Origin of the sequence: Clostridium sp. AM58-1XD, assembly GCF_003464085.1 — a bacterium.
Lineage (GTDB): Bacteria > Bacillota > Clostridia > Lachnospirales > Lachnospiraceae > Lachnoclostridium_A.
This window is the reverse complement of the sequence record NZ_QSDR01000008.1, coordinates 106,908-130,671: the sequence shown is the minus strand read 5'-3', so window position 1 is coordinate 130,671 and position 23,764 is coordinate 106,908. Positions and strand designations below refer to the sequence as shown.

Here is a 23,764-nt window from a genome sequence, read left to right as displayed (position 1 = left end):
CGTTTGAAGGCTGTAATAATACAGAAACCGGATGATATGGGTATCTATGAGACTCCGAGGCCGGAGCTGGAGGAAGGAGAAGGGCTGATCCGCGTCGGTGAAATCGGCGTATGCGGCACGGATATCCATCTGAGACACGGGGAGCATCAGACGGCCACGTTCCCACTGATTCCAGGCCACGAATTTGCAGGAAGGCTGGAAAATGTAAAGGGGAAGCTGCCGGAAGGCCTCATATCGGAGATTTGGTCATTGCCCAGGAAGTAATCGGCTGCGGCCATTGTCCGGCCTGTGAAAAAGGAGAGGACAACGCCTGTGAATATCTGAAAATCATCGGCGTCCACACGGCGGGAGGGTTTGCAGAGTATGTAAAAGTTCCTGTAAAAAAGCTGTATAGAATTCCGGACGACATGGATCTGAGAACTGCAGCTATGATAGAGCCTCTGGCAGTGGCCGTTCACGATGTGAGAATGAGCGGGCTGAAAGCTGGTGAATCTGTTCTGATTACGGGAGGCGGTCCCATCGGACAGCTAATCGCCATAACGGCGAGGGCGTCAGGAGCCAGAAACGTCGTGATTTCCGAAATTAACAGTTACCGGAGATCTTTTGCAGAACAGCTGGGATTCAGGGTTATCGATCCGACGGAAGAAGATTTTGACAGACGTTTGAAAGAACTAAACGGCGGCAGGGACTATGAGGTGAGTTTCGAAGTCTCAGGCGCCCAGTCGGCCATGACTGTGTGTATCGATCATACGGCAAATACGGGAACGGTCATGGTGATCGCTATTGCGATGAAACCACATTTCATCGATACGGGTAAGATTTTTGCCAAGGAGCTGAGGCTCCAGGGCGTGAGAATCCACAGCATGTACAATTTTGAAGGCGCCGTGCATATGATGGGGATGGATTCTGTGGCGGCCGATGTGAGAAAACTGATCAGCCGGGTATACCAGCTGGACGAAGCGGAGGAAGCCTTTGACTATGCGGAGCATGGAAAAGAGAGCATGAAGGTAGTTGTCCATGTTTCCGACCTGCAGGAGACAGGCGGAGAGTGAATGCTGCCTAATCAAAAATACTAATATTGGGGGAAATAGACCTATATGGGAAGCGAAATAACGGCGCATACAAAGATGGCGTGCATCCTTGGCAGTCCAGTCGGCCACAGCCTTTCGCCGGTCATGTATAATAAATCCTTTGAACTTTTGGGAATTGACTGCCGGTATCTGGCGTTTGACACAACAGATGAAAATATCGGCGTCATCCTGGACGGGCTGGTGGCCATGGATGTGATCGGATTCAATGTCACCATGCCCATAAAGAAGAAATGCCTGAACTTCTGTGACGAAGTCAGCCGTGTTGCTTCGCTGGCCGGAGCTGTGAACACGGTGGTAAATAAGAACGGAAGACTGATCGGATACGCTACGGATGGAATCGGTTTCATGGAAGCGTGCAGGGAAAACGGTTTTCCTGCGGAGGGAGAGAAAATTACCGTTTTCGGCACCGGCGGCGCAGGCATGTCGATTTTCGTCCAGGCCGCTTTTTCAGGCGCGCGGGAGATATCCGTGTTCAGCCGTGATACTACGAGAATTAAAGAGAGGGAACTGATACGCAGGCTGAATGAAGAGACGTCCTGCAAAGCAGCCCTTTACTCTTACGAGGATAAGAAAGCTATGGCAGAGGAGCTTGCAGGGAGCAGAATTCTGGTTAATACGACGAGTGTGGGCATGTATCCGGATGATGAACAGTGTCTCGTTGAAGATCAGAGCATGTTCCACTCAGACTTGGCCGTATTCGACATTGTTTACAGTCCGATGGAAACAAAACTGCTTCAGATGGCAAAGAAGGCAGGGTGTATGACGGCAAACGGAGTGGAACTGCTCATTTACCAGGGGGCGGCGGCCTTTAAAATCTGGACCGGACAGGATATGCCTGTGAAAGCCGTACGCAGGGAACTGACAGATTATCTGGGAACTATGGAAGCAGAAGAAGCAGAAAACGGGAACCGGGCGGGGTAGCTTACCACTTCATTTGATATGTCTGTTTCAAATATGATTATGCCGCATTACGGAAAAAGGCAGGAAGACTCTGGAAGAAAACCATATGTAAGACATTTTTGAATTGTAAATGAGGGCATACCGGAAGTTGCAGAACTGAGGGATTGCCCTCATTTTCATTTCCATGAGAAGATATATTAGGAAGCCGACGGCTTATCCGGAGTACCTGGAAGCTGAAACTTTCGGCTTAAAAAAAGCCGCTTGTATAACAGGTGATTTTCTTTCTTGTTATACAGCGGTTTTTTTCTTGACCAGTAAATATTCTTAGGAGGCTGTCTGATTAAACTTGAATGAATTAGTTCATGTTACGGTTCTTCATAGCAGCAGTGAAACCGTTCTTCATATACCTTTTTCAATCCGTCTCGAAAGCTGGGATGGGCAATTTCGATCAGAGCTTTGGCGCGCTGCCTTAATGTCTTTCCTTTCAGCTTTGCTATGCCATATTCTGTAACTGCATAATCCACATCATTTCGGGAGGTGGTAACGGCGGCGCCTTCATCGAGTAAAGGGACGATTTTGGAAATGGTTCCCTTTGCAGCGGTGGAAGGAAAGGCCAGAATCGACCGGCCGTTTTTCGCCATATCGGCCCCTCGAATGAAATCTACCTGGCCGCCCACGGCGCTGATCTGTGTGAGGCCAATGGATTCGGACGCCGCCTGGCCCATCAGGTCCATCTGCACACAGGAATTAATGGATACGATGTTGTCTTCTTTCATAATGACGACTGGATTGTTAACATAATCCACACGATACATTTCCACATCGGGGTTGCCGTCTGCAAAATCATAGAGGCGTTTTGTCCCCATGAGGAAAGAGGCTACGAATTTTCCCCTGTGCGTTGTCTTTCTCGCATTCGTGATGACTCCGGCTTCAGCCAGCTCCACGACTCCGTCGGAAAACATTTCGGAATGGATGCCAAGATCCTTTTTATCCTTTAAAAACAGGAGGACCGCATCCGGAATGGCTCCGATGCCGAGCTGCAGCGTATCGCCGTCCTGAATAAGCCTGGCACAATTGGCGCCGATGGCTTTCTCAACCTCGGTGATTTTAGGAGGGGCCAGTTCGATTAAAGGGGCATCATATTCTACAAATGCAGTGGCGTCTTCTACGGAAATCGTGCTCGATCCTCCGGTTCGAGGCATATGTTTGTTGACCTGTACGATAACTATTTTCGCTGCTTTGGCGGCAGGGAGCGTATAGTCTACGGATATCCCCAGGCTGAGGCGCCCGTTTTCATCAGGAGGAGCCGCCTGCAGAAGACAGACGTCTGCAGGCAGGCTGCCATTCGTAAACATGGCAGGTATTTTGTAGAAAAAGCAGGGGGTAAAATCGCCCCGCCCATCGGCTACGGCTTTGCGGGTGGTGGCTCCTACAAACAGGGAATTGTGGCGGAAATGCTTCTCATTTTCCGGATTGCAATAAGCGGCTTTTCCCATGGCGATCATATGTACCAGCTCCACATCCTCATACTGTTCTGCTTTTTTTACCAGGACGTCCAGAAGATAGGATGGCTCCCCGCAGGCATGGCCTACGATGACGCGGTCGCCGGAACGAATCAGGTCCAGTGCTTTCTCCGCATCCATCTTCCGGCTTTCATACAGTTCTTTCCAGTCCATGGTGCTGCCTCCTCTCTTTTATTCTTTTATTTTTGCTATGGCTTTAGCCAGTTGCTTTTTCATGGCCAGATTGCCCTGCCGGGAGATCATGATTCTCTGTGCCTGCGGGGAACCGGCCCCGTGCATGGATTCCGTACGGTAGCCGACTGCAGCGGCGCCGAGAGTGAGATTTTCGATCAGGCGGAGAATACGCATCCGGTTTTCCGTTGAGACCGTATTTACCCCTCGCAGATACTTGTCGATGTAAGCGCCCAGTTTTGGATCTTTCATGTCCTTTTCAGACGGAGCCGTTACCATCAGGCCGCCGGCGATGTCTTCAGCCAGGCGTGCGATTTCATATGGGAAGCGGGTGACGTTCTGTTTGCATACGTTTGCCAGCAGAAGATCGATGATGTAGTTGCCGGATTTTGTTCTGATGCCTTCGGCAGAGCATGCGATGCCGCAGCAGTAAAGAGTTTCGTTTAAGTGAGTCATTTCGATCAGTTTGTCTTTGATATGAGATGCTTTCTGCGCCCCGTTGTAGTCGGCTGCAACGGCTGCCGCTCCGATCAGAACGTCGCCTACGCCCACCTTGCACCCGCCGTAGGACTGCCTGTGATATCCGGCAAAGCGTTCTACCAGCATGCCGGCGAACTCATACTCTCCATTTAGAAAAATGCGGTCATTGGGGATAAATACGTTATCGAAAATTACGATAGCTTCCATTCCGCCGTATTCAGAATTTCCTACATCAATTTCCGAGCCTTCCAGCTTTCTTGTATCGCAGGACTGGCGGCCGACGATCATAAAGATACCTTCCGCATCCGTAGGGCAGGCGAATGCAACGGCATAGTCCCTGTCATCTTCGCCCATGGAGATGGTGGGCATGACAACAACTTCGTGAGAATTTACAAATCCCGTCTGGTGCGCTTTTGCACCACGTACCACAATTCCATCTTCACGGCGCTCGACTACGTGGAGATATAAGTCAGGATCAGCCTGTGCGTGAGGTGCGAGAGAGCGGTCGCCCTTGGGATCCGTCATGGCGCCATCTACGGTCAGGTCATTTTCCTGTACATACAGCAGAAACTTTTTGAAGTTCTCATGATACTGCGTTCCATACTTCTCATCTGTCTCATATGTAGTGCTGTAAACGGCATTAAAGGCATCCATACCGACGCAGCGCTGGAAGCAGGCAGCCGTTTTCTGGCCGCAGAGTCTCTGCATTTTTACTTTTTTTACCAAATCCTCAGCACTCTGGTGAATGTGGGTAAAACGGTTGATTTTCTGCCCGGTTATAGAAGAGTTCACAGTCATCAGATCCTCATATTCCGGAAGCTGTGCCAGGTCATACGTCGCCTTTACCGAATTCATAGACGGACGAAGAATCGGATTGTCCACAGGATTCTCAATCTTCTCTCCGAACATATACACCTGGAGTTTTAAGTTTCTCATACTTTCTACATACTGCTCGCCTGTCATTAAAGCCATACTTTTTACTTCCTTTCCTTATATGAATATAATTGTTCTATCCGGTGTTTTACGATCAGCACCTATAACGAAATAAAAAGCAACTTTCATGCCAGGTGCTGAAGAGATGGAAAATCAGAGAAAAACGGGGGAAAGATCTATGCAAGGCATGATGTCTGGTGCATAAATGTACCGGACGACCGAAAAGCGGTGCATAAATGTACCAGGTCAAGGCAGAAAAGGTGGAAAACACGTGGGGAAATGGTTGGCACTAAGATTGCTCTACTTATAATCAGATAAACAATCGATGGAAGGAGAGTTTCGAAGAATGGCGGAAAAAATAGAAGAAGTGATTGAGAGAGTTCTGGAAAATGATATAAGGCCGGCGCTGAAGGCTCATGGAGGAGACGTCAGAGTGATATCCTTTGAAAAACGCAGATTAAATATTCGGCTTTTAGGGCAATGTTCCGGCTGCCCGTCGGCACGGCTGACTGCAGAGGAACTGATCGGAGAACGGATAAGGGAAAAGGTGCCGGAGGTAGAGGCTGTTATTCTGGTACAGGAGATCAGCCAGGATTTGCTGGATTTTGCAAAAAATTGTTGAACCGCAGCGCTGTCTCAACAAAACAGCCGGAGAACAGAGGGCCGGTATGTAAAGGTGGAGACAGGAAACGTTTGTGACGTAGGTATTACCGTATTCGGCTTCCAGAGAGCTGGTGCAGAGGATGAAATGCAAAAAAAGCGGGGGAAATTTAGTATCGGCTGCCGGGAGAGCACAGTTAGGAAAACGATCATTCAAAAAAGAGTGCTGCAAAAATAAAATCATACATGTCTTCAATGCCGGATTTCGTGCCAGGCAGTTGCCAGGTCCCCATCTGGTATTAAAGGCTATGATTTTATTTTTGCTGCACTCTTTTATAATACATGAATGACGGAACAATCAGCCGGCCATCACAGTGCTATTTTTTCTTCTGCTGCTGATAAGCGGCCGTCCGGCCATAATATTCATGCATTTCATCAAAATATCCGGTCAGGCGGAATAGAATTTCTTTTTCTTCATGTGTGTAGGGATGAATGGGAATCACATCATCAGACTGAATGCCGAGCAGATAATCGGATGTCGTATGAAGAATCAGGCAAATATCCGGAATTTTTTCAGTAGTCGGAATCGAAGTGCCCATCTCCCAGGCATTAATGCTGGTACGGGACAGCTGGAGTTTCCGAGCCAGCTCCGACTGGGTTAAATTATTTTGTTCCCGTAGTTCTTTAATACGGTCGGCAATCTTAAGAATCATATAATATCCTCCATATTAAGCAGTATAGACAATGAAAGATAAAATATAATTACCTGTAACGATAACTACGGATTGACATATGATAGCAGAATATGCTAATTTATTTATGGAAGGGGCGGCAGCCTCTTCTATAAAAAGGGGGGCAGTAGAATTCGTATAGAGATGCAGAAAAATTATACAAAAGATCAAATGGAAGATATGTTCATAACTGTTGCAATCTATGTAGCAGCACTGATTTGGAGCCAGTTTTTACTGCACAGGTTTGTGCTGCAGAATACATACATCGGGGAAAATATTCTGAGTGATTCCAGAGTTATTGCGCTTTTCATGTTTCTGCAGATGCCTGCATTTATAGCGTATCTGTGGAATGACGGGCTTAAACCTGCGCCGGCAGAAGCCGTAGCGGCCGCAGGTCTTCCCTGTATGCTGCTGGTACTGCCAGGGATATGGAAACGCCAGCGGTATCTGATCCTGCTTATGGCTGCCTTATATCTGATCGGGTCATTGGTTTTTTGGATTATAACAGTTAAGAAAGAACATGCGTCTGGCAGAACAATCTGGCTGCTGGGTATAAAAGCAAACTTTTATGCTGTATTTGTCAGCCTTATTTTTGTTTTGCTTTGCGTGATATGGTTCGGCAGAATCAATCGTGTGATCGAAGAAAAATCATCATCTGATATTGAAATCAGCCGTGAGGATTATATAGGACAGTATGCGTCCCTTCTGGAAAAACTCCAGGAGGATCAGTGGAAAAATTTACCGCTTCAGGAACGCCTCAGTCTGATCCAGCTGGTCTGCAATATAGAGTCGTCATATAATGGGATCGGGCGTGTGACGGTTACAGCTGCCCGGTTAGAGAACACCATGGAAGGAAAGCAGAACAGCGGAACGAAACAGATATTTATAAATGCAGAGACGTGTATGCAGGAGGAGGCTGGGCAGGTCATAACATCTGTGCTTCATGAATGGTTTCACTGCTACCAGGATTATATTTTGGAAGGGATCGATTTTGAGACGGAGGCCGCACAGAATGCCCGGTTTTTCCAGGTGATGAGAGCATGGAAATGTGAAAAGGAAAATTATAAGGACAAGGATGCATATGGATACGCCGCTTACTATAACCAGGAGCTGGAAAAGAGCGCCAGGGAATATGCGGAATCGGAAGCCCGACTATATTTAAATTTGGAGAGCAAGAATGCAGCTGTAAAGGTAAATGAGACAGCTGTTCCGTGATATCTGATTGAAATGTAGAGGAGAAACCGATTTCGGAACTATGTTTATGAACAGGGCGGCAGAAACCATATATTTCATAGGGAAGCGTCCTGTTCCAGTCTTGACAACTCCTGGAAAATGGCGTAGAATCAACCTACATGAGTCAATTATAATGATAAAGTGACAAAGAAGAGGGCTAGTAGGTATTGATACCTTTCCAGAGAGGAAGCGGCTGGTGAGAAGCTTCCAGGTCCATGAATACTGAACCTGCCTCAGAGTCCCATATGAAAATATGGCGTTTTTCCGCGTTAAGGGAGGAAAAGAGAGCTGATGCATATGAGCAGGCAGCTAACTTGGGTGGTACCGCCGAGCGATTCGGTCCCTTGTATGGGACGGAACCGCTCTTTTTTTGTTTTCAGGCATAGCACCTGATCTGCAGTATGAAATAAGACCCCATATAAAATAAGGAGGAAGAAAAAATGGCAAACGATAAGAAGCTGGTGGAAGCGATTACGTCGATGGATGTAGACTTTGCCCAGTGGTACACGGATGTGGTGAAAAAAGCAGAATTAATTGATTATTCCAGCGTTAAGGGATGTATGGTGATTAAGCCGGACGGATATGCAATCTGGGAGAACATCCAGAAAGAGCTGGACAGAAGGTTCAAAGAAACAGGCGTACAGAATGTGTACATGCCCATGTTTATTCCGGAGAGCCTGCTGGAAAAAGAAAAGGATCATGTGGAAGGATTTGCACCGGAGGTGGCATGGGTTACCCATGGGGGGCTGGAACCGCTTCAGGAACGGCTTTGCGTAAGACCGACTTCTGAGACCCTGTTCTGCGATTTCTACGCAAGAGATATCCAGTCCCACAGAGATCTGCCGAAGCTTTATAACCAGTGGTGTTCCGTTGTCCGTTGGGAAAAGACCACGAGACCGTTCCTGCGCTCCAGGGAGTTCTTATGGCAGGAAGGCCATACGGCTCACGCAACTGCAGAAGAGGCAGAAGAGAGAACGATCCAGATGCTGAACCTGTATGCTGATTTCTGTGAGGAAGTGCTGGCTATGCCTGTAATCCGCGGACGCAAGACAGATAAAGAAAAATTTGCCGGTGCAGAAGCAACCTATACGATCGAAGCTCTTATGCATGACGGAAAGGCGCTTCAGTCTGGAACGAGCCATAACTTCGGGGACGGATTCGCAAAGGCATTCGGAATCCAGTACGCGGATAAGGAAAATAAATTGCAGTATGTTCATCAGACATCCTGGGGGATGACTACACGTCTGATCGGTGCGATCATCATGGTGCACGGCGACGACAACGGACTTGTGCTACCGCCTAGAATTGCTCCTGTTCAGGTGATGATCGTTCCGATTCAGCAGCGCAAGGAAGGCGTTCTGGACAAGGCATATGAACTGAAAGACTTGCTGTCAGGATACCGCGTAAAAGTGGATGATTCCGATAAGAGCCCAGGATGGAAGTTCAGCGAATCCGAGATGCGCGGCATTCCGGTGCGCGTGGAGATCGGACCGAAGGACATTGAAGCGAATCAGGCAATTCTCGTAAGACGTGATACGCATGAAAAGATTACGGTATCTCTGGATGAGCTGACAGAGAAAGTAGGAGAGCTCCTGGATACGATCCACGGCGACATGCTGGAAAGAGCACGTGCGCACAGAGAAGCGCATACGTATACAGCGGCTGAATGGGATGAATTTGTAAAAACGATCAATGAAAAACCAGGATTTGTAAAGGCAATGTGGTGCGGCTGCCAGGAATGCGAGGACAAGATTAAAGAGGAAACCGGTGCCACATCACGCTGTATGCCATTTGCACAGGAAACGATTTCCGATCATTGTATCTGCTGCGGCAAACCGGCTGTAAAGATGGTATACTGGGGCAGAGCATATTAAGAAACAGCAGTTTGGGACGGTGCGAAAAACGACACAAAAGACATCGCCGTCCGAAAACATAATAAAATGTGATGTTCATGAAAGAGGGCGGAAGTGGCAGGGATGAAAATAGAAATACCGCCTGCGGTTGACAGGATTATAAACAAACTGAAGGAAAATGGTTTTGAAGGATATGCGGTAGGAGGCTGTGTGCGTGACACACTGCTTGGCAGAAGCCCGGAAGACTGGGATATTACAACTTCCGCCCGTCCGGAGGAAGTGAAACGTATATTTCCCAGAACAATTGATACGGGCATCCAGCACGGAACGGTTACGGTCATGGACAATCGTACGGGATATGAAGTGACCACATACAGGGTAGACGGAGAGTATGAAGACGGACGCCACCCCAAGGCGGTTTCTTACACCTCCAGCCTGACGGAGGATCTGAAACGCCGTGATTTTACAATCAATGCCATGGCTTACAGCAATGAGAGCGGGATTGTGGATGAATTCGGCGGTACAGACGATTTGAAAAAAAGGATAATCCGTTGTGTTGGCAGTCCGGAAGAACGATTTACGGAAGATGCCCTGCGTATTCTGCGTGCAATCCGATTTTCCGCCCAGCTGGATTTTGAGATTGAGGCAGCTACATTTGAAGCGATTAAAAAAATTGCTCCGAATATGGAAAAAGTGAGCAAAGAGCGGATACAGACGGAACTGACGAAATTGCTTGTGTCCGATCATCCTGACAGAATCCGGTCGGTTTTTGAAAGAGGGATCGGGCCGTATATATCGGAGCGGTTTGCGCAGGTGGAGAATGACATAGGTAAAAGAGGGGAAGAGGGCTGGTTTTGCTCCTCAGAACTTCCCGATTCCAGGAAATATCTGCGCTGGGCATGTTTCCTCAGATTTTCCGGTGAAGCAGGAGCGGAGAAAGTGCTGCGGGACCTCAAAATGGACAATGACACGATATCAAGAGTGCGCACGCTGGTGAAATGGTGTTATATTCCAGTTGAGCCGCAAATGACGGCAGTCCGCTCGGTGATGAGCAAAATGGACGGCGGGCTTTTTGATGATCTGCTGTCCTTAAAACGCTATGCCATCCGGTCAGACAGACATGTACCGGGAGGAAGTCAGGCGGAGAACTCTTCAGATCGGTCCGGTCCGGAACAGAGAAACTCATATCTGACGGCGCTTAATGCCATAGAAGAGATGAAGAATGCGGTCAGGGAGGCAGGCCACTGCCTGTATCTAAAAGATCTTGCCATAACAGGAAAAGACCTGATTGAAGCAGGAATTCAGCCGGGAAAAACCATCGGTATGGTACTCGAAAGCCTTTTGGCCGATGTCCTGGTTTGTCCGGAACATAATACGAAAGACTATCTGATGGCTCATTTACCGCAGCTGCAGGATATGCTGATTGAAAAAGAAGAGCAAATGAAATCACCGAAATAAAAGAAAGACCCCTGCAGGAGGCTCTGGCAAAGCCTTTCCTGCAAGGGTCTTTCTTTTATTTTTTCGGCATTAGTAAAAATTAAGTGAACGGATGAAAAATGGGTTATCTTCTGTCTATTACTGAATGGTACCGTTTGTGTCGACTGTCCAGACAACACCGTTTGCATCCTTGTAATCCTTAAATCCATTGCCAAGTTCAGGCTTAACGCTGGATTTGGAGGAAGAGGAAGACTTCTGGATCGTACCGGAAACGTTTACGAGATAACGCTTTCCTTCAAATTCTACAGGGGCAAGACGTAAGTCGGAATCTGCATCCTGACGAAGCCCGTTGATATAAAGAGTATTGTCGCGGATACCGTTATATCCCTGTCCTTTTCTTGTACCATCTGTATAGAAGAACCAAACCTGGTTGTCTCCTAAATCTTCATCGTAAATTGTCTGTTTTCCGGTTCTCATGACACCGTCTTCTCCGAAGTAGTAATTTGCTGTTGTACCATCGTCTAAAGTTACAACCTGAAGGTCGGTCTGCATTTCCCCTTTCTCGTTAAAACCATATTTTCTAGAATCAACGGAAAATACCTGCACACCTTTTTCTGCATAGAATGGCTTACCATTCTTGAAGTAGAACTTGTAAACCTCATCCTCATCGCTGATGCCGTCTACTCCGTTAATCTCATACCAGCCGTTGGCGCGTTTTCCGCCTTCTTCTTCATAGTACTGATATCCAGCCATTGAATGAGCGGCCTCGGATTCCGTAGCAGTTGGCTTCTCTACCTGTACCCAGCCCTTCTGTAAGCGGCCATTAATAAAGGTGTAGTAATCACCGTTGATCTTTTTATCTACATAGTTGTCCACCATTTTTCCGCTGTTTTCAAAGTAGAACCAGGCGAACTCTTCATCTGAGTTTTCGTCTGTTTCTTCAAGCTGAATCCAGCCTGTTTTTCTGGCACCGTCGCCGTCTTCACCAAGATAGTAGGTGAAACCGTCAATCTCAACCTTTCCTGTCATCATGTGACCGTCATCGTTGAAGTAGTACCACTTGTCGTTAATGGACTGCCATTTGGAAACAACACGTTTTCCGTTGCTTCCATAGTAATACCAGTAAGTTTCCGGAGCGTCATCGTCGCCCCAGCTGTCTTCATTATCTTCAGAAACCCATGTGTCGTAAACTCTCTTGCCTGTTCCGTCCACATAGTACTCATCTACCTGTTCTTCTTTTGTAATGTTGCCGTCGGAATCTAAATAGTACCAGTCTTCGCCGCGCTTTTTCCATGAGTCAGAAAGGTAATAACCGTCACCGTCAGAGTAACGCCATTCTCCGTCTTCTTCCACCCAGCCGGCGCCTGCGGCAAATACAGTATCAATCGCATTCATGCTGAATGCAGGGGCTACTACTGACATCACTGCCGCAGCGGATAATACAGCCAATAATCTTGTTGGTTTTTTCATAATTGTTCTCTCCTTTTTTGGTGTTTGATGTTCTGGCCGAAAATCCATCGTTGCATTACGATCCTGATTATAACGTGGCTGAAAAAAGAAATCCAGTGCAGTTTCATGGCAGATTTGGGAGGATGTGGCGGCAGAGGAAAATAGGAAACAGGCAGGGGTCCGGGGAAGGAACGGATATGTCTGCTGACGCAGATATCACAAATTATGAAAGTCGGCTGCTCTGAGCCACCGCCGCCGGTATTCGCAATCCGGGTTGCCGCCCTGCTTGCTCATACCGTTTTGTCCGGCAAATTTCGATCTGTCCGTACGTGCAAGCACGCAGTCCATATAGCCGCTTGCCGGGACTTTCATAGTAAATTTGGGGAAAGTGATAAAACCTGAGGAAAATGGCCGATAAATGTAAGGAATTTTTCTGTAGGATTTTCGGGAAAAATATGATATGCTATTACCAATAATGGGCAAAAAGGAGAAATCAGCAGCTATGAGGATGAAAGTTTCCAACTATATTGCGCAGAAATTAGTAGAAGAAGGAATTTCACAGGTGTTTACGGTTACCGGCGGAGGCGCTATGCATTTAAATGATGCGCTGGGACATCAGGAAGGCCTTACATGTCTGTATAACCATCACGAGCAGGCCAGCGCCATAGCGGCGGAAAGCTATGCGAGGATTCATAATAAAATTGCAGCACTCTGCGTTACGACAGGGCCGGGCGGAACGAATGCGATTACCGGAGTGGTAGGGGGATGGCTGGACTCCATTCCCATGTTCATCGTATCCGGCCAGGTGCGCTATGATACGACGGCCAGATGGTCAGGCGTGGGCATCCGTGCGATGGGGGATCAGGAATTTGATATTGTAAAATCAATTGCATGTATGACGAAGTACAGCGAGATGGTGATTGACGCCAGAAGAATCCGCTTCTGTGTAGAAAAGGCGCTGTATCTTTCTTACGCCGGCAGAAGAGGGCCAACATGGCTGGATATTCCGCTGGATATTCAGGGGGCATATATTGAAACAGATGATCTGATTGGTTTTGATAAAGAAGACTATGAAGCCGGAGGAACAGGATGGGCAGCCCCGTCGGAGGCTGAGATTCCAGAGGATACGGCTGGAAAGGGCGAGCTGAGAGAAAAACTTCCGCCCAGAGTGACTAAGGAGACGGCCAGAGCGATTATCGATAAAATAAAGAAAAGCAGACGGCCTGTATTTAATGTAGGAAACGGGGTACGCCTTGGAGGCGCCCACGAGGCGTTTCTGCGTGTTGTGGAGAAACTGGGGATTCCTGTTGTAACAGGATGGAATTCGGAAGACTGCCTGTGGGATGATCACCCGCTGTACGTAGGGCGTCCGGGGGGATTTGGTGACCGTCCGGGAAATTTCGCGGTACAGAACAGCGATCTGGTGCTTTCGGTAGGAAGCCGTCTGAGCATCCGTCAGGTGGGATATAATTATAAGACGTGGGCGAGAGCCGCGTACGTTATTTACAATGATATTGATATGGAAGAGCTCCATAAACCGAGCGTCCGTGCAGATATGCATGTCCACGCAGATGCAAAGGACCTGCTGGAAGTGATGGACGAAGTGCTGGGTGAGGAAGAAAAGCTTCCGGTATTTGACGGCGGCGAGGGTCTGCCGGGAATGACGTGGCAGGAGACATGCCAGATGTGGAAGGCGAAATATCCGGTTGTCCTGCCTAAGCATTATGAAGGCGGAAAAGAAAAAGCCACGAATGTATACGCGTTTATTAAAGAACTGAGCCGCCGCCTTCCGGAGGGAGAGGTGACGGTTGTAGGAAATGGTTCCGCCTGTGTTGTAGGCGGCCATGCGTATATACTGAAGAAGGGGCAGCGTTTCATCTCCAATTCAGCGATCGCTTCCATGGGATATGACCTGCCGGCAGCGATTGGAGCATGTGTCGCAAACGACAGGAAAGAAATGATCCTGGTTACGGGAGACGGAAGCATGCAGATGAATATTCAGGAGCTTCAGACGATCATCCACCATCAGTTGCCGATTAAGATTTTTGTAATCAACAACGGAGGATATCATTCGATCCGCCAGACTCAGAAGAACTTCTTCGGCGAGCCGCTCGTAGGAATTGGAGTAGACAGCCATGATTTAAGCTTCCCTGACCTGGAGAAACTGTCTTTTGCATATGGGTATCCATATGTGGCGATTCATGACAATACGGAGCTGGAAGGCGGAGTAGAACAGGCTCTGGCTACGGAAGGACCTGTGATCTGTGAAGTATTCGTTACAACAGACCAGGTATTCGAACCGAAATCTTCCGCAAAGCGCCTTCCGGACGGGACACTCGTTTCCCCTCCGCTGGAAGATCTCTCTCCGTTCCTTCCGGACGAAGAAATGGACGCAATGATGATTATTCCGAGAATTAAGGATTAAAATATGGACGTTATTATAACAGGAGGAACTAGCTTTATCGGTCTGGCGGTAATCCGAAAGCTTCTTGCAGAGAATCACAATATATGGGCTGTCGTAAGGCCCGAGTCGGCCAACAGGGGAAAACTGCCTGAAGATGAAAGAGTTCATGTGATTACATGCGGAATGGATGATATGGACAGGCTGTCTGACAGGACAGAGCTGAAAGCGCTTCCGGAAAAAGTGTTCCTCCATATGGCGTGGGAGGGGGTCGGCAGCGCCGGGCGCAGCGACCCCTCCATACAGAAAAAGAATATTGAGAATTCCTTAAAGGCCATTGAGGCGGCAGAGAGGCTTTCCTGCCGCCGGTTTATATTCAGCGGTTCCCAGGCAGAATACGGAATTCACAGGGATGCGATGACCGAAAAGTCAGAATGCCGTCCCGTGTCCGAATATGGAAAAGCAAAACTTGAATTTGGCCGGAAAGCGGCAAAAAACTGCCGGGAGATGGAGTACGTCCACTGCCGGATTTTCAGCGTTTACGGTCCGGGCGATCATCCGTGGTCTTTGGTCAGTACATGTATGCGCACTTTTTTGGAAAACGGTCATATGGAGCTGGGAGAATGTACGCAGAAGTGGAATTTTCTGTACATCGATGATATGGCGGAAGCTGTTGCTGCCCTTCTGTTCAACAGAGGGGAGACGGGGGGAATCTATAATATAGCAGGAGATGATACGCGAGTCCTGCGGGAATTTGTGGAAGAAATGCATGATGTATGCGAAAAAAAAGGCAGTTTTTCCTATGGAAAACGTGCGCCGAACGCAGAAGGACCAGCTTCTCTTATGCCTGATATCAGCAAAATAAAGAGCGTAACGGGATGGAAGCCGCGAACTGCGTTCTGCGACGGAATTGAAAAAATAAGGAGAAGCATGATATGAGAAAATGTATTGCCTGCGGCGGAGCATTATTTGACGAGCCGCTTATGCGGCTGGATTCCATGCCTTCCTCTGCACAGAATATACCGGATGAAGCAGAGGTAAAGGCGGACGAGGGAATTAGCCTGGAACTCTGTCAGTGTTCAGAGTGCGGGCTGGTACAGTTTGATTGCGAGCCGGTAGATTATTACCGCGACGTGATCAGGGCGGGAGGATTTTCTACTACGATGGTGAACCTGCGCCGCGAGCAGTACCGCCATCTGATTGAGACATACCATCTGGAGGGAAAGCGTTTTATTGAAGTTGGCTGTGGAAGAGGAGAGTTCCTTTCTGTGCTGACGGAATTCCCGGTGAAGGCTTATGGGATTGAACATAAAAAGGAACTGGTGCAGATCGCACGGGAGCAGGGGCTGAACGTAACGGAAGGCTTTACGGAATACGGAAATGGGACGATTGAAGGAGCCGCTTTTGACTGCTTTTTGTCTTTTAACTTTCTGGAACATCAGCCGTGCCCAAATACGATGCTTCAGGCCATTTACAACAGTCTGTCAGAAGGCGGAATGGGACTCGTCACTGTTCCAAGCCTGGAATATATTCTGCAGTATGACGGTTATTATGAACTGATCCGCGACCATATCGCTTATTATACATTTGAATCATTGAGAAATCTCATGGAGAATAACGGATTTGAGGTGCTGGAGGAAGAGATGGTCAACCGTGATACAATCTCCATGATTGTAGGGAAGGCTCCTGAGAAGAGGCAGGAAAATCCGGGGGGGAGGCCATACATCACCGGCGGCCATAAAGTCACGCGCCTTAATGCAGCCGGGCTGAAAAAGAGCCGGGAAGTGATAAGCGAAGAAGTCAACGGTCTGATTGACAGCCTGCACGGGGATGGACGAACGGCAGCCATCTGGGGAGCCAGCCACCAGGGATTTACGCTGGCGGCGACGACAAAACTGGGAGAAAAGGTGGCTTACATTATCGATTCGGCCCCTTTTAAACAGGGACGGTTTGCGCCTGCTTCCCATATTAAAATTGTACCGCCGGATCACTGGAAGGAAGAGCCTGTGGATGCCATTCTGATTGTGGCGCCAGGCTATACGGATGAGATTGCCGGTATTATCAGAGAAAAATTTGTTAAGAAAGATGGCGGCAGACCGGAAATTCTGACATTAAAATCCAATCATCTGGAGAGACTGTAAAAAAGAAGCGCAGACAAAGGAGAGAAGAAATCATGAAGGCATTTGTCTTAAAAAGAACCGGGGGTAGTCGGCTGGCATGACGCGCCGGAGCCCAAACTGGTCCCCTATGGTGCGATTCTGAAGCCGGTTGCAGTGACCCCATGTTCTTCCGACGTTCATACGGTATTTGGAGGCGGCTCCAGAAAGGAACCAAATCTGATTCTGGGTCATGAATGTGTGGCTAAAGTGCTGGAGACAGGGGAACTGGTCCGGGATTTTGTGCCGGGAGAGATCGTAGCAGTACCTGCGATTACTCCGGACTGGAGAGCCAAGGCGATCCAGGAGGGAAATGACCGCCATGCTTCCGCTCCTTTTTCCGGCCACCAGCTTGGAAGAAGCCAGCCAGGCGTTTTTGCGGAAAAATTTCTCATTCCGGATGCGGATACGACACTGGCGAAGATACCGCAGGGCGTGACGCTGGAACAGGCGCTGATGTGTGTCGATGTCGTGACAACAGGCTTTACAGGGGCAGAGTATGCTGATATAAAGATAGGAGATACGGTCGTTGTAATGGGCATTGGTCCCATTGGTCTGATGGCGGTAGAAGGCGCGAGACATTTGGGAGCTGCCAGAATTATTGCGGTAGGCAGCCGCCCTGTATGCAGAGATCTGGCAGAAGAGTTCGGCGCTACCGATCTGATCAGCTATAAGGACGGAGATGTGGTGGAGCAGGTTCTGTCTATGACGGATGGAGTCGGGGCGGATTCTGTCATTATCTGCGGAGGCGGAGACGAAGTCTTTACTCAGGCAGTCGATATGGTGCGCTACGGGACCGGAACGGTTTCCAACGTGAATTATTACGGGGGAACGGGAGCGCTGGGCTTTCCAAAATTCTCCGGAGGACGTGGCATGGCAGGAAAAACCATACACACAGAGCTGGCAAAGGGCGGCCGGGCAAGAATAGAACGTCTGCTTTCCATGGTTAAATATGGAAGGATTAATCCGCAGAAGCTGGTGACTCATCACCTGACGGGGCTTGATGAGGTAGAACGTGCGCTCTATATGATGAAAGAAAAAAAAGACGGGCTGATCAAAGTGATGGTCACGATTGATTAAATATGCAACGGCAGAATGACAGAAGAGGTAACAGATGAAGACGGTAAGTATTGTAGTACCATGTTATAACGAAGAAGAAAATGTGGAGCCGCTGAGCCAGGCGATTATTCAGGCATTTGAGAAAGAGCTTCCGGAGTACACATATGAACTTCTTTTTATAGATAATGACTCAAAGGACAGGACGAGGGAGATCATACGCAGATTGTGCGCAGAGAACGGGCGGATTAAGGGGATTTTCAATGCGAAGAACTTCGGCCAGTTCAATTCCCCTTATTATGGAATGCTCCAGACGACAGGAGATTGCACGGTTCTCATGGCTGCGGATTTTCAGGACCCGGTGGAAATGATTCCACAGTATGTAAGGGAATGGGAGAAGGGCTATAAAATTGTAATCGGCATTAAGAAGTCCAGCCAGGAGAATAAGGTGATGTACTGGCTCAGAAGCTGCTATTACAGAACGATAAAAAAACTTTCCGATGTGGAGCAGATTGAGCACTTTACGGGCTTTGGCCTGTATGACCGGCGTTTTATCCAGGTTCTTAGGGATCTGGACGATCCGACCCCGTTTCTCAGAGGTATTGTGGCGGAACTGGGATTTGGCAGGAAGGAAATTCCTTATGAACAGCCCAAGCGCAGGGCGGGAAAAACAAGCAATAACTTCTATCGTCTGTACGATGCCGCCATGTTAAGCGTCACCTCCTATACAAAAGTAGGGCTGCGCCTGGCAACCATTTTCGGCAGCCTCTGTTCTGCTGTCAGCATGGTCATAGCAGTCGTCTATCTCGTTATGAAGCTGCTGTATTGGGACAGGTTTCCGGCAGGTATGGCGCCTATGCTGATCGGAATGTGCTTCCTCGGGTCGGTGCAGATATTCTTTATTGGGCTCGTAGGAGAATATATCCTGAGCATCAATGCGAGGGTGATGAAACGGCCTCTTGTAGTAGAAGAAGAGAGGCTGAATTTTGACGAGGATAAGCTTAGCGAGGAGAATCAAAACGGTCATGAGGTATAAGGTAGATATTGTGAGAATCAGGGAAAATATGATAACCCTGAATGGATGGGCCATAGGCAGGACGCCTGAATCACGTCTGGAATTTTTTATAGAGGATAAGAACCGCAGGCCTTTGGAATGCAAATATGTCTCTACGAGACGGGACGACGTGAGCCAGATTTATTTTGGAAAGGCATATGACAGGGACTTCGGATTTGACATTCAATTTCCTTATGAGCGGGGAGAGGATTATTATCTTGTCATAGAATGCGATGGAAGAAGGGTGAAAATCCGGTATAATGAGGAATTGATTGCAAAGCGTTCCAGCGTGGCTCACAAGCGGAAAGAGAAGATTAAAGACCTGATGAATATGGAAACAGTACGCGTTGCCTGGGATTTCTGGAAAGAAAACGGACTGCGCGCGCTCGTTGTCAAATCGAGGCATAAACTTCAGGGAATTGACAATGATTATGACTATGGAGAATGGTATGATCTGACGAAGCCGTCTGATGAAGAGCTGGAAGCGCAGCGCAAGGAAGTTTTTTCGGTAGAACCTGTATTTTCCATTGTCATTCCGGTATACCAGACTCCGGAGCGTTATCTTCGCGAAATGCTGGATTCCATTATCGCTCAGACTTATGGAAAATGGGAAGTCTGTATCGCCGATGGAAGCCCAAAGGGCAGGAGCGCGGAAAAGATTCTGAAAAAATATGCGGAACAGGACGAGAGAATCCGCTACCAGATTCTGGGAGAGAACAGAGGAATTTCGGGAAATACGAATGCAGCCATGGATATGGCTGAGGGAGACTATATCGTGCTGGCGGACCACGACGATACAATCACCCCCAACGCGCTGTATGAACTGGCCAAAGCGGTCAACAAAGATCAGGATAATGAAGTCATCTACTCCGATGAAGATAAGCTTGATATGGACGGCGGAGCTCTTTTTGAGCCTCATTTTAAGCCGGACTTTAACGTAGACCTTCTGACGAGTACGAACTATATCTGCCATTTGTTTGCAGTCAAGAAAGATCTGGTGGAGAACGTAGGCCGGTTTAACCATGAGTTCGATGGCGCCCAGGACTATGACTTTATTTTCCGGTGTACGGAACAGGCAAAAAAGATTTATCATGTACCGAAGGTGCTCTATCACTGGCGCTGTCATCAGGAATCCACGGCCAGCAACCCGGAGAGCAAGCTGTATGCGTTTGAAGCAGGAGCGAGAGCGATTAAAGCTCATTTCGACAGGCTTGGAATTGAGACGGAATCCATCGTCAAGGGCGTCGATTACGGAAAATACCACACCCGTTTTCAGATTAAGGGAGAACCACTTGTATCAGTTGTTATTCCAAACAAGGACCATCATGCCGATCTGGATATATGCGTGAAGTCTCTGATGGAAAAAGAGACATACAAGAACCTGGAATATATTATCGTCGAGAACAACAGTACGGAGAAAGCCACATTTGAATATTATGAAAAGATGCAGAAAGAACATGATAATTTCCATGTGGTTACGTGGGAAAAGGAGTTTAACTATTCTGCAATCAACAATTTCGGCGAAACGTTTGCAAAAGGAGAATATCTGCTTTTCCTTAACAACGATACGGAAATGATCGAGCCTGACTGTATCCAGGAGATGCTGGGATACTGTCAGAGGGATGACGTGGGAGCGGTAGGAGCAAGGCTCCTGTATCAGGATGATACGATTCAGCACGCCGGGGTAGTCGTGGGCTTCGGAGGAATCGCCGGACATACGTTTATCGGACTTCATAAGAGCGAAAACAGCTATTTCCACAGGGCCATGTGTGCTCAGGATTACAGCGCCGTAACAGCGGCCTGTATCATGGTGAAGAAATCGGTGTTTGATGAGGTGGGAGGATTCAGCCCGGAACTGGCAGTGGCGTTTAACGACATCGATCTGTGTATGAAAATACGGTCGGCGGATCAATTGATCGTATATAATCCATACGCTCTGCTTTATCACTATGAGTCGAAATCCAGGGGACTCGAGGATACGCCGGAAAAAGTGGCCCGTTTCAACAGGGAAATCGCCATCTTTGCCAGAAAGTGGCCGGATATTCTGGAAAATGGAGATCCTTATTACAATCCGAACCTGACACTTAGAAAGTCCAATTTTGCCCTAAGGGATCTGAAAAAAGAAAAAATCGGTGAACCGTACAAATTGGAAGTGGAACTGGAAAGGGAAGGATAAAACTGGGAGAATACAAGGATTATGAAAAAAAAAGTAACGGTCATTATTCCAAATTACAACGGCCTGACGTTTATGAAGCCATGCTTCCAGGCGTTGAATAAGCAGACGTACAAAAACTTTGATGTCCTGGTGGTTGACAACGGTTCCACGGATGGAAGCGCAGAATGGCTGAAGGAAAATGGAGTTCCTTCAATATTCCTGGAAGAGAACACCGGTTTTTCGGGAGCGGTCAATACGGGGATCCGGGCGGCTTCTACTCCGTACGTCATCCTTCTCAACAATGACACAGAGGTATGTCCTGATTATGTCAAAGAGCTGGTGCGGTGTATCGAGCGTTCGCCGAAGATATTTTCTGTCAGCAGCAGGATGATTCAGTCGGCGCATCGGGAACTCATGGATGATGCAGGCGATATGTACAGCCTTCTTGGGTGGGCATATCAGAGAGGTGTGGGCCAGCCGGTAAAGGGATATAAAAGGGCAGGGAGGATATTTTCCGCCTGTGCCGGAGCCGCGATTTACCGCAGAAAGGTATTCGATGAAATCGGATATTTTGATGAAATGCATTTCGCTTATCTGGAAGATATGGACGTAGGATTCCGTGCTAAAATCGCCGGCTATGACAATCTGTACTGCCCGACAGCGGAGGTTTATCACGTAGGGAGCGGAACCAGCGGATCGAAGTACAATTCCTTTAAAGTGAAACTGGCGGCACGCAACAACATTTATCTGAATTATAAAAATATGCCGGCTCCGATGCTGGTTTTCAACAGCCTTCCCCTTGCCGCAGGGGTATTTATGAAATACCTGTTTTTCAGAAAAATAGGTTTTGGAAAGGATTATACGGCAGGTCTGAAGGAAGGAATTTGCACGGCAAAAAAATGCAGAAAAGTGTCCTTTCGAATGGAGAATCTGAAGAATTATGCCTTCATCGAATGGGAAATGGCAGTCGGAACTCTTCTTTATATATACGAATTTTCTAAAAGACAACTGAAAAAATTTCCTTTATTGTAAGAGATTTGTAATGACACGGAGCTGTGATTTCATGTATAATAGATGAGATGTTGAGGTGATATCCTATGATTAAAGATCATCAGCGGGAATTCAACAGACTTCATGTAGTGCTGGACGCCATGGTAATTATGGCTGCCTATGGGCTTTCATGGTTACTAATGATAATCGGTCTTGTTCCATCAAAGGGACGGACTCTGGAAGCGAGATACTACTTACTGGCTCTTGGTGTCGTATTGCCGGTGTATCTGCTTTTGTACGGGATTTTTCATTTGTACACACCAAAGAGGGTGCAGGGGCGCAGGCTGGAGTTTGCGAATATATGTAAGGCCAATGGAATCGGCCTGCTGATTTTTACGCTTGTATTATACCTGCTGGGAAAAGATTTATTCTGGCAGCATTTTTCGCGCCCTATGGTATTGTATTTCTTCGTAATCAATATCATTCTGGAGACGCTGGAGAGAAATGCCATAAGAATGGTCTTGCGCTCCATGCGGTCCAAGGGGTATAATCAGAAACATATTGTGCTGGTCGGCTACAGCCGGGCGGCAGAAGGCTATATCGACAGAGTGTTTGCCAACCCCGAATGGGGATACAGGATCGCCGGAATTCTCGACGACCACAGGCAGAGAGGGACAGAATACAGGGGCGTCAGAATCATCGGAACAACAGGTGAGCTGCAGTCGCTGCTGGATATGAACCTGATGGATGAGATCGCTGTGACGCTGAGCCTGAATGAATATGAAAATCTGGAAAAGATCGTTGCGGCCTGCGAAAAATCGGGGGTGCATACGAAATTTATTCCTGACTATAATAATATTATTCCAACAAAGCCATATATGGAAGACCTTCTGGGCCTTCCGGTTATTCACATACGCCATGTGCCGCTTGCAAGTGGTATTAATGCGGCGATGAAACGGGCGGTGGATATTTTCGGTGCAGTGATTGCGCTGGTTATTTTCTCACCTGTTATGTTCCTTACGGCGATTTTGATTAAAGTGACGTCGCCGGGGCCTGTTCTGTACAGCCAGGAGCGGGTGGGCCTTCACAACAGGCCGTTTAAAATGTATAAGTTCCGTTCTATGGAAGTGCAGGTGCCGTCGGAAGAGCAGAGTAAATGGACAACGCCTCACGATCCGCGGGTTACTTTTATAGGAAAGATTATCCGGAAAACGAGTATCGATGAGATGCCTCAGTTTTTCAACATCCTTGTTGGAGATATGAGCCTTGTAGGTCCCCGGCCGGAACGTCCGTTTTTTGTAGAGAAATTTAAAGAAGAGATACCGAGATACATGGTTAAGCATCAGGTTCGTCCGGGACTGACCGGGTGGGCGCAGGTAAACGGCTACCGTGGCGATACTTCCATTACGAAACGGATTGAACACGACCTGTATTACATTGAAAACTGGACCCTGGGATTTGATTTTAAGATTTTGTTCTTAACCATTTTCAAAGGGTTTATAAATAAAAACGCATACTAAAGTGATAGAAACTGAAGAAAACGAGGGTGAA

19 protein-coding genes and 1 other annotated feature are annotated in these 23,764 nt (G+C 47.9%); of the genes, 15 read left to right on the top strand and 4 right to left on the bottom strand.

Annotated features, from left to right (window positions below; all coding sequences use genetic code 11):
* Positions 1-3 precede the first annotated feature (3 nt).
* Genes DXA13_RS06930 through aroE form a run of 3 tightly spaced genes read left to right on the top strand, consistent with a single transcriptional unit; the run spans position 4 to position 2,012 of the window.
* Positions 4-264, top strand: coding sequence for an alcohol dehydrogenase catalytic domain-containing protein (locus tag DXA13_RS06930; protein WP_147348002.1), 261 nt, complete (start codon positions 4-6; stop codon positions 262-264).
* Positions 243-1,052, top strand: a complete 810-nt coding sequence (locus DXA13_RS06925) for a zinc-binding dehydrogenase (protein WP_181995553.1) — start codon at positions 243-245, stop codon at positions 1,050-1,052. Before DXA13_RS06930 ends, DXA13_RS06925 begins: the two co-directional genes overlap by 22 nt.
* A gap of 45 nt (positions 1,053-1,097) precedes the next feature.
* Positions 1,098-2,012, top strand: a complete 915-nt coding sequence (gene aroE / locus DXA13_RS06920) for a shikimate dehydrogenase (protein WP_118242791.1) — start codon at positions 1,098-1,100, stop codon at positions 2,010-2,012.
* 344 nt (positions 2,013-2,356) lie between these two features.
* Here the strand turns inward: aroE and DXA13_RS06915 are convergent, their stop codons facing one another.
* Both DXA13_RS06915 and DXA13_RS06910 read right to left on the bottom strand, forming a co-directional pair.
* Entirely contained in the window at positions 2,357-3,667 is a 1,311-nt protein-coding gene (locus DXA13_RS06915; RefSeq protein ID WP_118242789.1) for an acetyl-CoA hydrolase/transferase C-terminal domain-containing protein, read from the bottom strand.
* An 18-nt stretch (positions 3,668-3,685) separates the two neighbouring features.
* Positions 3,686-5,137: a 4-hydroxyphenylacetate 3-hydroxylase family protein gene (locus DXA13_RS06910; RefSeq protein WP_118242786.1), complete on the bottom strand. Its 1,452-nt coding sequence runs from the start codon at positions 5,135-5,137 to the stop codon at positions 3,686-3,688.
* 307 nt (positions 5,138-5,444) lie between these two features.
* Here DXA13_RS06910 and DXA13_RS06905 point away from each other — a divergent pair, with 307 nt between their 5' ends.
* A complete protein-coding gene (locus tag DXA13_RS06905; protein ID WP_118242783.1) occupies positions 5,445-5,720 on the top strand; it encodes a NifU family protein in 276 nt (91 codons plus the stop codon).
* Between the two features lie 355 nt (positions 5,721-6,075).
* Here the strand turns inward: DXA13_RS06905 and DXA13_RS06900 are convergent, their stop codons facing one another.
* Positions 6,076-6,411, bottom strand: coding sequence for a helix-turn-helix transcriptional regulator (locus tag DXA13_RS06900; protein WP_118242780.1), 336 nt, complete (start codon positions 6,409-6,411; stop codon positions 6,076-6,078).
* 162 nt (positions 6,412-6,573) lie between these two features.
* On the opposite strand from DXA13_RS06900, the gene DXA13_RS06895 reads away from it, so the two are divergent.
* From DXA13_RS06895 to DXA13_RS06885, 3 genes are all read left to right on the top strand, one after another.
* A complete protein-coding gene (locus DXA13_RS06895) occupies positions 6,574-7,644 on the top strand; it encodes a hypothetical protein (protein WP_118242778.1) in 1,071 nt (356 codons plus the stop codon).
* A 156-nt stretch (positions 7,645-7,800) separates the two neighbouring features.
* Positions 7,801-8,010 (top strand) — a binding site (T-box leader).
* A 92-nt stretch (positions 8,011-8,102) separates the two neighbouring features.
* Positions 8,103-9,536, top strand: coding sequence for a proline--tRNA ligase (gene proS / locus DXA13_RS06890; protein WP_118242775.1), 1,434 nt, complete (start codon positions 8,103-8,105; stop codon positions 9,534-9,536).
* Positions 9,537-9,638: 102 nt separating this feature from the next.
* Entirely contained in the window at positions 9,639-10,973 is a 1,335-nt protein-coding gene (locus tag DXA13_RS06885; protein WP_118242836.1) for a CCA tRNA nucleotidyltransferase, read from the top strand.
* Between the two features lie 117 nt (positions 10,974-11,090).
* On the opposite strand, the gene DXA13_RS06880 is transcribed toward DXA13_RS06885, so the two are convergent.
* Positions 11,091-12,422 (bottom strand): cell wall-binding protein, encoded by a 1,332-nt coding sequence (locus tag DXA13_RS06880; protein WP_118242773.1) that lies wholly within the window; start codon positions 12,420-12,422, stop codon positions 11,091-11,093.
* 481 nt (positions 12,423-12,903) lie between these two features.
* Here DXA13_RS06880 and DXA13_RS06875 point away from each other — a divergent pair, with 481 nt between their 5' ends.
* The 8 genes from DXA13_RS06875 to DXA13_RS06840 all read left to right on the top strand — a co-directional run bounded on the left by DXA13_RS06875 (position 12,904) and on the right by DXA13_RS06840 (position 23,733).
* The gene (locus DXA13_RS06875; protein WP_118242771.1) at positions 12,904-14,826 is read left to right on the top strand and encodes a thiamine pyrophosphate-binding protein; all 1,923 of its coding nucleotides are present in this window, start codon (positions 12,904-12,906) and stop codon (positions 14,824-14,826) included.
* 3 nt (positions 14,827-14,829) lie between these two features.
* Positions 14,830-15,741 carry an NAD(P)-dependent oxidoreductase gene (locus DXA13_RS06870; RefSeq protein ID WP_118242769.1) on the top strand — a complete coding sequence of 304 codons (912 nt, stop codon included), beginning with the start codon at positions 14,830-14,832 and terminating at the stop codon, positions 15,739-15,741.
* Positions 15,738-16,943, top strand: a complete 1,206-nt coding sequence (locus tag DXA13_RS06865) for a class I SAM-dependent methyltransferase (RefSeq protein ID WP_118242767.1) — start codon at positions 15,738-15,740, stop codon at positions 16,941-16,943. Before DXA13_RS06870 ends, DXA13_RS06865 begins: the two co-directional genes overlap by 4 nt.
* 96 nt (positions 16,944-17,039) lie before the next feature.
* Complete coding sequence (locus DXA13_RS06860; RefSeq protein WP_118242765.1) at positions 17,040-18,038, top strand: zinc-binding dehydrogenase; 999 nt, start codon at positions 17,040-17,042, stop codon at positions 18,036-18,038.
* A 34-nt stretch (positions 18,039-18,072) separates the two neighbouring features.
* Entirely contained in the window at positions 18,073-19,050 is a 978-nt protein-coding gene (locus DXA13_RS06855; protein ID WP_118242763.1) for a glycosyltransferase family 2 protein, read from the top strand.
* Positions 19,040-21,244, top strand: coding sequence for a glycosyltransferase family 2 protein (locus DXA13_RS06850; RefSeq protein WP_118242761.1), 2,205 nt, complete (start codon positions 19,040-19,042; stop codon positions 21,242-21,244). The genes DXA13_RS06855 and DXA13_RS06850 overlap by 11 nt, the downstream gene beginning before the upstream one ends.
* Before the next feature lie 21 nt (positions 21,245-21,265).
* The gene (locus DXA13_RS06845; RefSeq protein WP_118242759.1) at positions 21,266-22,255 is read left to right on the top strand and encodes a glycosyltransferase family 2 protein; all 990 of its coding nucleotides are present in this window, start codon (positions 21,266-21,268) and stop codon (positions 22,253-22,255) included.
* A 65-nt stretch (positions 22,256-22,320) separates the two neighbouring features.
* Complete coding sequence (locus DXA13_RS06840) at positions 22,321-23,733, top strand: undecaprenyl-phosphate glucose phosphotransferase (protein WP_118242756.1); 1,413 nt, start codon at positions 22,321-22,323, stop codon at positions 23,731-23,733.
* The last annotated feature ends 31 nt before the right edge of the window (positions 23,734-23,764 follow it).